The organism is Citrobacter sp. Awk 4, assembly GCF_028069725.1.
GTDB lineage: Bacteria > Pseudomonadota > Gammaproteobacteria > Enterobacterales > Enterobacteriaceae > Citrobacter_D.
The window spans coordinates 1-13588 of sequence record NZ_JANEWG010000078.1 but is presented as its reverse complement, the minus strand read 5'-3'; the positions used below and the strand labels follow the sequence as shown (position 1 = coordinate 13588).

The window sequence follows — 13588 nt, the reverse complement described above, 5'->3', positions numbered from 1 at the left end:
GTGCACGTGTAATTAAATATTTTAATAAAATCATGCGGTAAAAAAAGTCATCAAAAATGAGGCGAGAGAATAAACGCGACAAATGCAAAATGCTAAATCGTTAAATGATATGCAATGATTGATGTAATAAACTGAGTTTGCTCCCTGTGTTAATACTTTCTTCTTCACTATCCAGTGTCTGTTTTTAGGTTGATGATGTTTTTTATCACCACACAGTTTTTAACTCTGCATTTAAGCGTGTTGAGTATTTTGAATGTAATGGTAATAATTTGAAACATTATGTGTATCTTTCATCAGGAGCTCATCTGTATGGCCAGTATATTGCCCCCGAAATTTGACAGTGCCTTTACTTTCACAGGGTTAGATTTTATTGCCAGAAGTATGGTGATGATGGAAACCAACGGTACCTGTATTTCACTTTCTGCGATGACCGGTAATATGACCGATGAACAAAAAGAAATCTTAACCGCGCGTTGGGAATATCATAAAAGCAGACGGAATGTATTCGGTCATGAGAATGGGGCATCCGTTGAATAAATAATTTCAGCGAATATATTTAAGAAAATTGTATTTTCCATTATCTCCATCGACCAGGAAAGCGTGTGCGTACGGAAAAGCTGTCTCCTGTGCGTCGGAATAATAGGGCGGGAAATAATGCATCAGGAAGGGTATTACAACCGCTGTGTGTAAATACCCGCTGATAAAGCCCGTATTGATGGGTCTCGCCCTCAGCGCTCATCCCAACATCCCATTCCAGACCGGTATGCCGTATCCACTTTTTGCGGAGGTTTACGGCTGCGGTCATTTTCACTTTTCGTCATTATCAGCTCCCTTTTATTCAGGTTATGAATATAAACACCCCGTTGCGATCTGGACGGCCTTGGGGACGATGTTGTGGCGAGAGCGCCAGGTCGCGGGAGGCATACCGAACTGGGCACTGAACCAGCGAGTGAAAGAGCTGGGCATGGAGTAGCCGAGCATGTCGGCGATGTGGCCAAGGGAGTAGCCTGGATTCTGCAGGTAACGGATCACCAGATCGCGCCGCACATCATTGATAAGTTCGCTGAAGGTGGCGCCGTTCTCTTCCAGATGGCGTTGCAGGGTACGCACATTCATTCCCAGAGTGCGGGAGATCTGCTCTATGGTGGCGCGCCCCATAGGCAGACGCAGATAGATCGACTTGCGCACGTCGAACATCAGGGACTGGCGGTTTTCCACCAGCAGGGAGTCAAGGTAGTTGCGCGCGTGGAGAGCCATGCCCTTGTTGGCCAGCGGGTTGGCGATGTCCAGATCGGCAGCCTGACAGACAATACCATTGAATTCGCTATCAAACTCCACCTTGCAACCGAATATGCGTCTGTGGACGGAAAGGTCCGTCGGCGCGTGGTGAGTGAAGTTGACGCTGATGGGACGCCAGTTTGCGCCAACGCCGACCTGAGCGGCACAGAAGCGGTACATGACACCGACAGCTAACTCGCTGGCATGACGTGATGAGGTGGGAATATCAGTGATCACCTCTTCCCGAATGATGACCGTCTTACCCGCCTCCTCGATGAAGATTGCCAGCGAGTCATTACACAGGTGGCGGTACTGCACTATCCCCTGCAGCGCATCACGCAGGGTGGGTAGGTGGCTGAGCAGCAGACTTATCTCGCCAAAATCCGACAGATGCCGGTGTTCCGCCATCCGTAGGCCCAGGGTATCGCATCCGCTGACGAGGGCCGATTGCTCGATAAGCTTAATCGCGGTGGCGACGGGGATACGTTGATTGGGCATCCCCAGGATCGAGGTACTGAGCCCCACCTGCTCCAATAAGCGCTGGGTATTGAGACCAAGTTGACGGGTGACGTCCAGATAATTGGTGAGGATGGCGGCTCTGGCTAAGACAGTCATTGTGCAGCTTCCTTAAGTTATTAATCTGTGTCGTGAATGATTGATTAACATTTACTTAGCAGTCATGTAACAAAATTGAAAGTTTTGTGGTTGTTTTTTGCAACATTGGTGCTTCACTTATTTAGGCTGGGGGGGAGGGCAGGCGCGGGACTTAGTCTTGTTTGCCATTGTCGTAAAATGACAAATCGATGGCGTCAAAAGTAAAGCAACGTGAATGTTGCGGCTTTAGTGTTGCTCCCGAGGCGCTGGCCCTTAGCCGGACCCGTCAGGAGAGTAAGGAAAATCATATGGATAAATTAGATATCAGGGCGACAGTGCTGATCGTCCCCGGATTGCGCGAGCATGTAGCGGAACATTGGCAGACGCATCTGGCGGCCAGTCTGGTCAGGGTGCGTTCAGTGCCACCTTTGACTCAGGATAAGCTCAACTGCCGGGCGCGTGTCGAGGCCATTGCACAGGAACTGGCGCAGATTGATGGCCCGGTGATTTTGGTTGCGCACAGTGCCGGTGTACTGATGACGGTGCACTGGGCGCAGAAGTATCAGCGCCAAATCAAAGGCGCTCTGCTGGTCACTCCTCCGGATCTTAACGCCAGTTGGCCGGCCCAGTACCCGAGCCAGGAGACTTTACAGGCCGGTGGCTGGTGCCCGTTGCCGCGCAGGCGATTGCCGTTTCCAAGCATGGTGGCTCTTAGCAACAACGATCCCCTGGCCAGCGTCGACGCGGTGCGCGCGATGGCGACCGACTGGGGCAGCGAGCTTGTCGAACTGGGTGACGTGGGCCACCTCAATCCGGCGAGCGGCTTCGGCCCCTGGCCGCTGGGGTTGGATCTGGTGCGTCGTCTCGACACCTGAGGCCCATATTGATATTCAGGGGGCAGAGATTAACCTTCCTCTGCCATTGCGATCTTACCGAGCAAATAATGAGCCAGGGAGTAACCTGCATGGTGAAGACAAGAATCATACCGTCAGCGCAGGGAGCTCATGCTTATCCGTTGCTGATCAAGAGCCTGCTGCTGTCAGGCGGGCGTTATCACCCCGAGCAAGAAATCGTTTACGCCGACACGCTGCGTTACGACTATCGCACCCTCAGGCAGCGTATCCACCGTCTGGCAAACATGCTGACAGCGGCCGGTGTCAAGCCCGGCGATACCGTCGCCCTGCTGGACTGGGACAGCCATCGCGCCCTTGAGTGTTTCTTCGCCGTGCCCATGATGGGTGCCGTGTTGCACACGGTCAACGTCCGTTTCTCGGCGGATCAAATTGCCTACACCATGAATCATGCCGAGGATCATCTGGTACTGGTGCACGACGACTTCTTGCCGCTTCTCGAGTCGCTGGAGGAGACGCTGACCACTGTCCGGGGCTACATCCAGCTCAGTGACGGTGAGCGGAAGGCGACCAGTCTGCCGGTGCTGGGGGAATATGAGACTCTGCTGGCTGCAAAGGAGGATCACTTTGACTTCCCCGACTTCGATGAAAACTCGATGGCCACCCTGTTCTACACCACGGGCACCACGGGTAATCCTAAGGGAGTTTACTTCAGCCATCGCCAGTTGGTGCTGCACACCCTCAACGAACTGGGTATCCTGGCGGCCCATGATGGGCAGTCTCTGCTGCGTTCGAACGATGTCTACATGCCGATCACCCCGATGTTCCACGTGCACGCCTGGGGCGTCCCCTATGTGGCGACGGTGCTGGGAGTGAAGCAGGTCTACCCTGGTCGTTACGAGCCCAACAAGCTGGTGCGTCTCTATCACGATGAGGGGGTGACCTTCTCGCACTGTGTGCCGACCATCTTGCAGATGATCCTCGAATGCGACGAAGCCGCGCGGACCGACCTGTCGGGATGGAAGATGTTGCTGGGTGGCAGTTCGCTGTCCCTCGGGCTGGCGACACAGGCACACCACCGGGGCATACGTATCCACGCCGGCTATGGCATGTCAGAGACCTGCCCACTGCTTTGTGTGACCCACCTGAGTGATGCAGAGCTGGCCCTGCCCATGAATGAGCAATTGCCCCTGCGGATCCGCACCGGTCTGCCCGTCCCGCTGGTGGATCTGCGCATTGTCGATGGCGAAGGTCGGGAGGTGGCGCAGGATGGCGAGACCCTGGGCGAGATAGTGGTTCGAGCGCCGTGGCTAACTCAAGGTTATTTGAAGGAACCCGAGAAAGGGGCTGAGCTATGGAGCGGGAGTTGGTTGCACACCGGCGACATGGCCTCTATCGATCCTCATGGGATAGTGGAGATCAAGGATCGCATCAAGGACGTGATCAAGACGGGCGGAGAGTGGGTCAGCTCGCTGGCGCTGGAGAGCCTTATCAGTTCGCATGCGGCGGTCAGAGCGGTGGCCGTCGTCGGGATCCCGGATGAGCAGTGGGGCGAACGCCCTCTGGCGCTGGTGGTTTGCAAGGAGGGGGCGCTCCTGGAGCCACAGGCCATTGCGGCGCATCTGCAAGGGTTCGTCGACAGCGGGCGCATCAATAAATGGGCTATCCCCCGGCAGATCCGGATCGTTTCAGATATTCCCAAAACCAGTGTCGGCAAGATCAACAAGCGGCTGATCCGGGAAATTGAAATCAGCAACGGGGCTGAAGACATCTGAGGGTTCTGTCGTATTTACTGGTAAACGTCTCGCTGCTTCTGGTACAGGTGGCGAGTCAGTAAAAATGTTCTGCCGGGGACCGGTCGTCCCCGTGCGGATGTACACAACATGTATATCCGTTCAATGCCCGCCTCGACGAAGTGCCTGTCGGCGGCGCGCTCCATAGCATGGCCCCGCTTAGTCTTATTCAAACAATCGCCATTTAAAAATGTCATTTTGGTGGCCGTCCCAGGCGCCGGAAACCCCGTCGCAAGGCGGTAAGCCGAGTCGGTTTTGGCGATTTCCCCCTGCTAAGACAATGAATTAAGGGCGAGCGTCACGAGATGAAAAGTGGCTGTCGTCAGATGAAAAGCGCACATTTACGTCATCTCCTAGATTCAATTCAGTCCGGGGCATTTTGCTCACATCAAAGACGAGTTGGAGAACAGAGATGGCCAAAGCCGTACGCTTTTATGAGACTGGGGGACCGCAGGTACTGCGCTATGAAGACGTCACGGTCAAAGAGCCGGGCCCGGGCGAGGTTCGCCTGCGCCAGGTCGCCGTCGGTCTGAACTATGCCGACACCTATTTTCGCAATGGTACCTACCCGATCCCGCTGCCGAGTGGCATGGGCGTCGAGGCGGCCGGGGTGGTGGAGGCCATCGGCGCTGGGGTGACTAATGTGGCGGTGGGCGATCGTGTCACCTACACCGGTTTCCTCAATACCCTCGGTGCTTATGCAACTGAGCGACTGATCCCGGCCGCTCCACTTATCAAGTTGCCCGACAACATCACTTTCGAGACAGCTGCCGCCATGACCATGCGCGGGCTGACCTCTGCCTATCTGATGCGCCGTATCTATGACTTCAAGCCCGGCGACAGCATCTTGTTGCACGCCGCCGCAGGTGGCGTCGGCCTCATCGTCGCCCAGTGGGCCAAACTGCTCGGTCTGACCGTGATCGGCACTGTCTCCAGCGAGGCCAAAGCCGAGGTGGCCCGTGACCACGGCTGCGATTACATCATCGACTATAGCCATGAAGATGTGGCCCAGCGAGTGCGCACCCTGACCGAGGGCGTTGGCGTCAATGTGGTATTCGACAGCGTCGGCAAAAATACCTTCATGGGCTCGCTGGACTCGCTCAAGCGTCGCGGTCTGATGGTCTGCGTCGGCACCGCGTCCGGTCCTATCCCGCCGTTCGATCCAGTGTTGCTGGCGATGAAGGGGTCGCTCCATCTGACCCGTCCGGCGCTGGCCGACTACATCGCCGATCCGGCCGAGAAAGCAGCCCTGGCCGCTGAGCTATTCGACCATGTCGGCAGCGGGCGGATCCGCATTGATATCAACCAAAAATATGCACTGCAGGATGCGGTAAAGGCCCACGGCGATCTCGAATCGCGCAAGACCACGGGCTCATCTGTCTTTGTCATCTAAGGGGCATGATATGCGTGTAGAACAACTGACCTACCATATTGGCGCTGAACTGAGCGGTGTTCGCCTGGCCGATGCCATTCATGATGCTGGCTTGTTTGCAGAGATCCGCGCGCAACTGCTCAGACATCGAGTCCTGTTCCTGCGCCAGCAGAATATCAGCCGCGGCGAGCACGTCGCCTTCGCCCGAATGTTTGGCGACCTGGAGGATCATCCGGTGGCGGGTAGTGATCCTGACCATCCTGGTCTGGTTCGTATCTACAAAACGCCAGACGTGGTGAACGAGCGCTATGAAAATGCCTGGCACAGTGATGCTTCCTGGCGTGAGAAACCCCCGCTGGGGTGTGTGTTGCGCTGCGTCGAGAGTCCGCCGGTGGGGGGGGATACGCTCTGGGCCAACATGGTGGTGGCCTGGCAGAACCTGCCGGAGGAGATCAAACAGAAGATAGCCAGTTTGCGTGCATACCATAGTCTGGAGGCCAGCTTTGGGGCGGCCATGCCTGGTGAGAAGCGTCGGGCGCTCAAAGCGCAATTCCCGGACGCGGAGCACCCGGTGGTGCGTACCCATCCGGAGACGGATGAGAAGATCCTGTTCGTCAACGCTTTCACCACGCACTTCAGCAACTACCATACCCCGGAGCATGTCCGCTACGGGCAGGACTACACCATGGGCGGCAGCGATCTGCTGCGCTATCTGATAAGCCAGGCCTATCTTCCTGAATACCAGGTTCGCTGGCGCTGGCAGTCCGGCAGCATTGCCATCTGGGACAACCGCAGCACCCAGCACTATGCCGCCATGGACTACCCGCCGAGCCACCGCAAGATGGAGCGGGCTGGGATCATGGGCGACAAGCCTTTCTAGATTGTATCTCCAGCCAGGCAAGGTTGCCCGACTGGAGCAACGACTCATCAAACCCTTTATGCCAGGAGAGAATAGATGCAATTTTTTGACGATTCCCTGCACCCGGAGAACATGGAAAAGGTCGTGATCACCGTGGCCCCTTACGGTCCTGAGTGGGCGCCGCAAGACTTCCCGGAAGACATCCCGGTCACTATGGGGGAGCAGATCCAGAAGGCGGTGGATTGCTACGAAGCCGGTGCGACCGTGCTGCACCTGCATGTGCGTGAGTTGGACGGTACAGGTTCCAAGCGTCTTTCCAAGTTCAACGAGCTGATCGCCGGAGTACGCAAGGCGGTGCCGGACATGATAATCCAGGTCGGCGGCTCCATTTCCTTTGCCCCGGAAAGTGATGGCGAGGCGGCCAAGTGGCTGTCAGATGATACCCGCCACATGCTGGCTGAGCTGACGCCGAAGCCGGATCAGGTCACGGTCGCCATTAACACCACCCAGATGAACATTATGGAACTGCTCTACCCGGAATACCTGGAAGGCACCTCCCTGGCCAACCCGGCTTTGCAGGCTGCTTACAGCGAGATGACGGTACCGGCGGGTCCAGCCTGGGTAGCAGAGCACCTCAGACGCCTGCAGGCTCATGGCATCCAGCCGCACTTCCAGTTGACCGGTATGCATGCCTTCGAGACCCTGGAACGTCTGGTGCGCAAAGGTATCTATATGGGCCCGCTCAATCTGACCTGGATCGGTATCGGTGGGGGGTTCGATGGCCCTAACCCGTTCAACTTCATGAATTTCGTCCAGCGCGCGCCTGATGGTTGCACTCTGACCGCCGAATCCCTACTCAAGAACGTGCTGCCGTTCAACATGATGGCGATGGCGATGGGTCTGCACCCGCGCTGCGGTATTGAGGACACCATCATCGGCCAGCACGGTCAGCGCATGAGCTCGGTCGAGCAGATCCAGCAGTGCGTGCGGGTGGCGCATGAGCTAGGTCGTGAGGTGGCGAACGGCAAGGAAGCTCGCGCCATCTATCGTATCGGCGTCCAGTACGACAGCGTCGAACAGACCCTGCAGGCCAACGGCATGGCACCGAATCGCAAGTCGGGTGAGAAAGGCGTGCCGCAACGCGGCTAAACGAGATGTGCCGCCCCTCACACAACTGATGGGGCGGCATGACAAGTATGGTTTGCAAAAAAGGTCGCTGTCCTGAGCGCTATGCGGTGCGGGCAGATGAATGAGGGACTGTATGGCTACGTATCATATCAACAACGATGACGAAGCGAGCAAGGTTACCGTTCCGCGTCGTTATGCCTGGGTCATCTTTGCACTGACGTTTGGACTGCTGATCTCCGACTATATGTCGCGTCAGGTGCTCAACGCTGTCTTTCCAATGCTCAAGGGAGAATGGGCACTGACAGATACGCAACTTGGCCTGCTCAGCGGCATCGTGGCGCTGATGGTCGGATTGTTGACTTTCCCGCTCTCTCTGATGGCGGATCGCTTCGGCCGGGTAAAAAGTCTGACGTTGATGGCTATGCTGTGGAGCCTGGCGACCCTGGGCTGTGCAGTAGCCCAGAATTACGAAGAGATGTTCATCGCCCGCTTACTGGTCGGAGTGGGGGAGGCCGCCTATGGCAGCGTCGGTATCGCCCTGGTGGTCTCCGTTTTCCCTCGGGATATGCGGGCCACCCTGTCAGGTGCCTTCATCTCCGGCGGCATGTTTGGCTCCGTGCTGGGCATGGCCTCCGGGGGCATGCTGGCCCATCTGATGGGCTGGCGTTGGGCCTTCGCTGGTATGGCGCTGTTCGGCTTGTTGCTGGCGGCGCTCTATCCCATTATCGTCAAGGAAGCGCGCATCTCACCGGCGAGGGGGGAAGCTCGTCCTGCCCCCGAGGCCTACAGCAAGTCGTTGCGTACCCTCTATTCCAGTCGCTCCGTGATTTCTGCCTATATCGGCAGCGGCTTGCAACTGTTTGTCGGTGGGACCGTCATCGTCTGGATGCCGAGCTACCTCAATCGCTATTACGACATGGGCACGGAAAAGGCAGGGAGCATAGCCGCCATCATCGTGCTGTGCAGCGGCGCAGGCATGATCCTCTGCGGCATTCTGAGCGATAAATTGTGCCGGGATCGGCCAGATCGCAAGATAAGCCTGGCCATTTTCTACAGCCTCAGCAGTTGCGCCCTGCTATCGCTGGCATTTGCCCTGCCGATCGGCATGCTCCAGTTGGTCTTGATCTGCCTCGGTATGTTCATCGCCACCGGCACCTCGGGCCCGGCGGGTGCGATGGTCGCAAACCTGACTCGCGCCAGCGTGCACGGCACGGCCTTTGCCACTCTAACCCTGGCCAACAACCTGCTCGGGCTGGCTCCTGGCCCTTTTGTCACGGGGCGGGTCTCCGACCTCATCGGCCTGGATAATGCCTTCCAGTTGGTGCCTCTGATCAGCATTGTGGTGGCGGCCGTCTTCTTCTATGCCAAGCGCCACTATCTCAAAGACATAGCCCGGATAGGAAGTGATCCACAGCAGTCTGTGTCTTGCGAACCTGCCATCGGTACCCAGACCACGGAGGCCCGGACATGAACAGAATCGTGAAAGTGGAGACCTGGTTATGAAAGAAAAACGCATCGCCGTTCCGGCCGGGCGCGTACCAGCCCCTGGTCAGCGTGTCTTGATCGAGGCGGAGGGCAAGAGCCTGGCGCTGTTCAACGTTGCCGGGCAGTTCCACGCCATCGATGACGGCTGTCCCCATCAGGGGGCGTCTTTATGCGGAGGTCGGCTGGAAGGGGAGGTGATCCAATGCGGTGCTCACGGTCTGCGTTTCAATCTGCGCAGCGGCTATCTGCTCAACTCGACCCAGCTCAAGGTCGGTCGCTATCCTGTCGAGCAAGTAGACGAACAGCTATTTATCGTCATTGACGCTTTGTAAGCGTGTATTGACCACCGCTCAGAGCCATCACGTAGCCGAGGTGGAACAGGATCATCGGAATATCACACGACGATCAAGACACATTTACTCTGTTTTTTTACCCTTAATGCGACACAATCGTTTATTCTGGTTTCTGTTTACAACCGTTCTTATTCGTCGTGAGATAACGCTTGATCTCCTCCCTGAAATCAGTGCAGCGCTAAATCAGAAAGGAGATCAGACGGTAGTTGACGTTGGTGTACGGCGGGATGGTGTCCCCTGACAACCGCTTCTCCTGGTAACCTGATACAGGAGCCAATCGGCCTGTCAATGTGAGTTCACCGGAAGCACACACGAAACCCTATATTCCGCACCATTAGTCGCTATGCCACACAACAGATGCCTTCAGTTGTTCATACTTTTCTTTCGCTTTTTTTAGATCTGCAAGAGACAGTTCTTTCTCGATTGAGGATCTATTGCCAGATGCCGCCCCTTGTTCATACTCTTCTTTCGATTTTTTTAGATCTGAAAGAGACAGTTCTTCTTCGATTGAGTAGCTATCATCACTTATATGAGAATAGCGGTAGCAGTCAATCCCTAACGAATACCAAGCCCATGCAGCAATAAGATCTTTAGGTACAGCTATCCCTTCGTGAAAATAGCGCCCTATCTGATATGCAGAGCCGGCATGACCATTCATTGCCGCTTTTTTATACCATTGAAAAGCTAACTGGTGATTCGGCGGGACTGAATTCTCGTAAATATCCCCCAGCTGTTGCTGTGCATCCGAACTACCATTTGCGGCTGCCAGTTCCAGCCACTTAACAGCCTCTGTTAGGTTGCCTTCAAAAAACAGTGTTAAACCGACAGTGAATTGACCTCTGGGGTAACCTTTATTCGCTGATTTTATAAACCATTCAAACGCAGCTTTATCATTGCTTTCATTGTCCCGGATAAAATACCCAAGTAAAAGCATTCCTTCAGCGGAACCGTTTTGCGCAGCCTGAGTCAGCAGTTTTTTTCTTAATTCAATGCTATTTTCCAGGCGGGCGAATTGGTAATTTTCAAGAATTTTAGTAAATTCCAACTGGTCGCTAACACCTCCTGATAACGCCCATTTTGAATACCAGAATAATGATTTTTCAACATTAATATCAATGCTTAAATGAGTGATTCCCAAACGAATAATTCCCAGATATGCTCTGGCAAGGCGTTTTTGCGCAGGTCTGTAACCATGTTCCGCAGCACGCTTAAACCAGTCAATAGCCTTTGGTTCATTGCCGGATAAATATATTCTTACATAGTCAAGATCAACGCTAAGAATTGTTCCAAAATCATATTCAGATTTTGGGTCACCGCTTTCTGCTTTTTTCTTTATATCATAATAACGCTCGCGGAGTGCCTTTATACGATTGTTTGCTTCATTACGTATATTTACTTCATCAGCAAATTCACTCCTCGAGTAGTAGGTCAATGCGATTCCCAGATCTTGTTCAACGCCTTTTCCTTCTTCGAACAGTTTCCCAACGTCAAAGCCAGCCTGAGTATCCCCTTGTGCAGCTTTCATTTGTAATTCTTTAACATGGTCTGATCTTGCAGCAGCTACTGATGCTGTAACGAACAGCAGCATTAGTAGAATAAATGATGGTATTTTATTTTTTATCATGAGTGTTTTCCCAGGTCCTTTTTCGAGGAAAATTAATACAAAAAATGAATGCTAATACGGCGTTGATGCACGTCCAGTCAACGATGGACCTGCGCTCTGCCATTATTTCCTCCCGGTTACACAAGCTCGGTGAGCAAGCCAGATACAAGAAACACATTACTCGATAATACAGGCGTTTGAAGGCTTTTCGAAACGGTGGTATGGGCAGGTAACATCACAAAAAAAGTATGTTACCTGACGGCTCATTAATGCGACACAGCCGTTTTCCGTTCCCCGTATCTACTTCCGGTTAATCGTTTCCCAACACAACTTGTCCTGCAAGGGTAAATAGCACGCATGCAGAGCCCTTGCAGGACAGAACGATGCTGGAAAAGCGAACCATCAGGGGATGGAGCCCTCCGCCATCTGAGAGCTTATATGCAGTGTCTCTGGGCTTTGCAGTCTCAATCTGACGCGCATTTAAGGGCATTTTTGGGCTCTCATTTTTCATTGAACAGGATAAGCCCCATTAAGGCCCCCAAACGTTTATTGATTCACGTTGAAATGGGTAGACATCAATTGATGTCGCATAGCCGAAGTGGAGGGTTTATCGCTGATTATAAGGGGGTTTATTGAATTCGGTAGACGCCAGGAAATGTGTATATGGTGTCCCCTGCAGGAATCGAAAAATCAATTAACAATTTGAATTATAATTAATTTTGTTTTCGATTTTGGTGGGTGCCCCAATGGGTGCCCCCAGACGTTGTGGTCAGAAAAGTTGGTTTTAGCTGATGAAACAAGCCTGACGACCTTTTAAAGGTTATTCTGATTTTACGACTGGCAGCTCACTTTTTATACGGTAGTAAGTCGCTCGGCTGATTCCTGCCGCCTTCATGATGAGTTCAGGTTTTACTCCTTGCTCCAACATCTCTTGAACGATCTCACGGGCTTCCTGATTTTTCTCCCTGCCAATGTATATGCCTGCGCTTTTAGCCCGCTCTATGCCTTGCTGTTGGCGTTTACGGCGTGTTTCATAATCCTGTCGCGCCATTGTGGCAAGGATATCTATCAACATGGCATTTACAGCTCTCAGGATGCCGCTGGTTAGGTCATTGCCTGCCATCTCGACCATCTGCCAGCTCGTTGGCAAATCCATTGATGCGATGATTAACCCTTTTCGGTTGAGCGTATCTTTCAGTTCAACCCATGCGCTATGTTCTAGGCGACTCAGACGATCTATAGCTTCCACTAGCAACAGATCGCCGGGCTGGGCTTCGGACAATAGCCGCATAAGCTCTACGCGCTCCAGTTTCGCCCCGCTAGCATTTTCTATGTACTCTCCAGCAATCTGCCAGCCTTTTAATTTTGAAAATTCACGTAGGCTGGTAAGTGCTCGATCAGCGTGTTGCCCCTCAGTTGATGCTCGACAGTAAATTCTAACGTTCATTGCATTGTCTCAATAGGGTTATGAATACAGTTGTAAATGATACATAAGGTATTTTGTGTAGTCAAAATGTTCCTAGGAAACCCTATTGAGACTTTGTATCACCTTGTCATTACGGTATACCTAATTGAGACAATGATTAATAAGTAGTGATTACGATTTACCTTTAATCAGGCATAACGCAGACTTGCGTTATGCCTTAAACGTCGATGATTACACTTCTACTAGCTACTACATTGTGGATTTTTTCTAATGTTCTCTACTGGGGAAAGTTGGAAGAAATAGCCCGACACCGCTTTATTTGTATGGGATAATCTTTTCGTGAGGCTGGTGGTCAGCCAATCTTAAACAAGGATTTTATTGGTTATGGAAAAGACGCCGAAAGAATTACGAGAACACCTGCATTTATCTCCTGAATACCCTGAAACCAATCACGAATTGGTGGACAGCAAACAGTATGAACTCAATGGAGAAGAGGTTGGTGATATGCTAGGGATTGCTTCGGATTGGATAGAAATCGACACTAGCCAATTAATCACTAGCTTGAGTCAACTTAAATAACATAAATCGTCAATGAACACCCTAAGAGCGTTATTTACTTATGTATACTTAGTTTCTGTAAAAATCTTTCAGAAGGCGATTGCAGAGTTTTGGAGGTGCGTTTTTACGGCTGGGATTTATACGGGGCTTCAGCCCATAATTTCAGGTTAAAAATGCTTATAATGTTGATGTTACGTTGACGTAATGTTAGTTTTTTCTGGGTGTTGCGCTCTACTTAACTGTTTGATTTTTATGTTGTTTTAGTGGGGGTTATGCGCTGCTATTAAG

At 52.9% G+C, this 13588-nt stretch carries 12 protein-coding genes and 1 pseudogene; 9 read left to right on the top strand and 4 right to left on the bottom strand.

Features of this window, described 5'->3' with window-relative positions:
* Positions 1-309: 309 nt before the first annotated feature.
* Complete coding sequence (locus NNO04_RS21165; RefSeq protein WP_271446333.1) at positions 310-537, top strand: hypothetical protein; 228 nt, start codon at positions 310-312, stop codon at positions 535-537.
* Positions 538-843: 306 nt separating this feature from the next.
* Here the strand turns inward: NNO04_RS21165 and NNO04_RS21160 are convergent, their stop codons facing one another.
* Positions 844-1893 carry an AraC family transcriptional regulator gene (locus tag NNO04_RS21160; RefSeq protein ID WP_271446332.1) on the bottom strand — a complete coding sequence of 350 codons (1050 nt, stop codon included), beginning with the start codon at positions 1891-1893 and terminating at the stop codon, positions 844-846.
* Between the two features lie 188 nt (positions 1894-2081).
* Between NNO04_RS21160 and NNO04_RS21155 the strand changes: the two genes are divergently transcribed.
* The 7 genes from NNO04_RS21155 to NNO04_RS21125 all read left to right on the top strand — a co-directional run bounded on the left by NNO04_RS21155 (position 2082) and on the right by NNO04_RS21125 (position 9692).
* The gene (locus NNO04_RS21155; RefSeq protein ID WP_271446331.1) at positions 2082-2747 is read left to right on the top strand and encodes an RBBP9/YdeN family alpha/beta hydrolase; all 666 of its coding nucleotides are present in this window, start codon (positions 2082-2084) and stop codon (positions 2745-2747) included.
* Between the two features lie 89 nt (positions 2748-2836).
* Positions 2837-4498 (top strand): fatty acid--CoA ligase, encoded by a 1662-nt coding sequence (locus NNO04_RS21150; protein WP_271446330.1) that lies wholly within the window; start codon positions 2837-2839, stop codon positions 4496-4498.
* 430 nt (positions 4499-4928) lie between these two features.
* Entirely contained in the window at positions 4929-5909 is a 981-nt protein-coding gene (locus NNO04_RS21145) for a quinone oxidoreductase family protein (RefSeq protein WP_271446329.1), read from the top strand.
* 10 nt (positions 5910-5919) lie between these two features.
* Entirely contained in the window at positions 5920-6768 is an 849-nt protein-coding gene (locus tag NNO04_RS21140; RefSeq protein WP_271446328.1) for a TauD/TfdA dioxygenase family protein, read from the top strand.
* 75 nt (positions 6769-6843) lie between these two features.
* Complete coding sequence (locus NNO04_RS21135) at positions 6844-7896, top strand: 3-keto-5-aminohexanoate cleavage protein (RefSeq protein ID WP_271446327.1); 1053 nt, start codon at positions 6844-6846, stop codon at positions 7894-7896.
* A 112-nt stretch (positions 7897-8008) separates the two neighbouring features.
* Positions 8009-9346 (top strand): MFS transporter, encoded by a 1338-nt coding sequence (locus NNO04_RS21130; RefSeq protein ID WP_271446326.1) that lies wholly within the window; start codon positions 8009-8011, stop codon positions 9344-9346.
* Positions 9347-9374: 28 nt separating this feature from the next.
* Positions 9375-9692, top strand: coding sequence for a Rieske (2Fe-2S) protein (locus NNO04_RS21125; protein WP_271446325.1), 318 nt, complete (start codon positions 9375-9377; stop codon positions 9690-9692).
* 355 nt (positions 9693-10047) lie between these two features.
* Here the strand turns inward: NNO04_RS21125 and NNO04_RS21120 are convergent, their stop codons facing one another.
* From NNO04_RS21120 to NNO04_RS21115, 3 genes and pseudogenes are all read right to left on the bottom strand, one after another.
* Positions 10048-11337 carry a tetratricopeptide repeat protein gene (locus NNO04_RS21120; protein WP_271446324.1) on the bottom strand — a complete coding sequence of 430 codons (1290 nt, stop codon included), beginning with the start codon at positions 11335-11337 and terminating at the stop codon, positions 10048-10050.
* Positions 11338-11713: 376 nt separating this feature from the next.
* Positions 11714-11806, bottom strand: a pseudogene (locus NNO04_RS22980) (DUF4102 domain-containing protein); the annotation flags it as partial.
* Between the two features lie 330 nt (positions 11807-12136).
* A complete protein-coding gene (locus NNO04_RS21115; RefSeq protein ID WP_271446323.1) occupies positions 12137-12763 on the bottom strand; it encodes a recombinase family protein in 627 nt (208 codons plus the stop codon).
* A gap of 363 nt (positions 12764-13126) precedes the next feature.
* Between NNO04_RS21115 and NNO04_RS21110 the strand changes: the two genes are divergently transcribed.
* Positions 13127-13321 carry a hypothetical protein gene (locus NNO04_RS21110; RefSeq protein ID WP_052935138.1) on the top strand — a complete coding sequence of 65 codons (195 nt, stop codon included), beginning with the start codon at positions 13127-13129 and terminating at the stop codon, positions 13319-13321.
* Positions 13322-13588: the final 267 nt, after the last annotated feature.

Coding starts and splice junctions, on each gene's coding strand:
- NNO04_RS21135 (WP_271446327.1), top strand. CDS start 6,844: ATGCAATTTTTTGACGATTCCCTGCACCCGGAGAACATGGAAAAGGTC.
- NNO04_RS21140 (WP_271446328.1), top strand. CDS start 5,920: ATGCGTGTAGAACAACTGACCTACCATATTGGCGCTGAACTGAGCGGT.
- NNO04_RS21155 (WP_271446331.1), top strand. CDS start 2,082: ATGGCGTCAAAAGTAAAGCAACGTGAATGTTGCGGCTTTAGTGTTGCT.
- NNO04_RS21160 (WP_271446332.1), bottom strand. CDS start 1,893: ATGACTGTCTTAGCCAGAGCCGCCATCCTCACCAATTATCTGGACGTC.
- NNO04_RS21165 (WP_271446333.1), top strand. CDS start 310: ATGGCCAGTATATTGCCCCCGAAATTTGACAGTGCCTTTACTTTCACA.
- NNO04_RS21110 (WP_052935138.1), top strand. CDS start 13,127: ATGGAAAAGACGCCGAAAGAATTACGAGAACACCTGCATTTATCTCCT.
- NNO04_RS21130 (WP_271446326.1), top strand. CDS start 8,009: ATGGCTACGTATCATATCAACAACGATGACGAAGCGAGCAAGGTTACC.
- NNO04_RS21150 (WP_271446330.1), top strand. CDS start 2,837: ATGGTGAAGACAAGAATCATACCGTCAGCGCAGGGAGCTCATGCTTAT.
- NNO04_RS21115 (WP_271446323.1), bottom strand. CDS start 12,763: ATGAACGTTAGAATTTACTGTCGAGCATCAACTGAGGGGCAACACGCT.
- NNO04_RS21125 (WP_271446325.1), top strand. CDS start 9,375: ATGAAAGAAAAACGCATCGCCGTTCCGGCCGGGCGCGTACCAGCCCCT.
- NNO04_RS21120 (WP_271446324.1), bottom strand. CDS start 11,337: ATGATAAAAAATAAAATACCATCATTTATTCTACTAATGCTGCTGTTC.
- NNO04_RS21145 (WP_271446329.1), top strand. CDS start 4,929: ATGGCCAAAGCCGTACGCTTTTATGAGACTGGGGGACCGCAGGTACTG.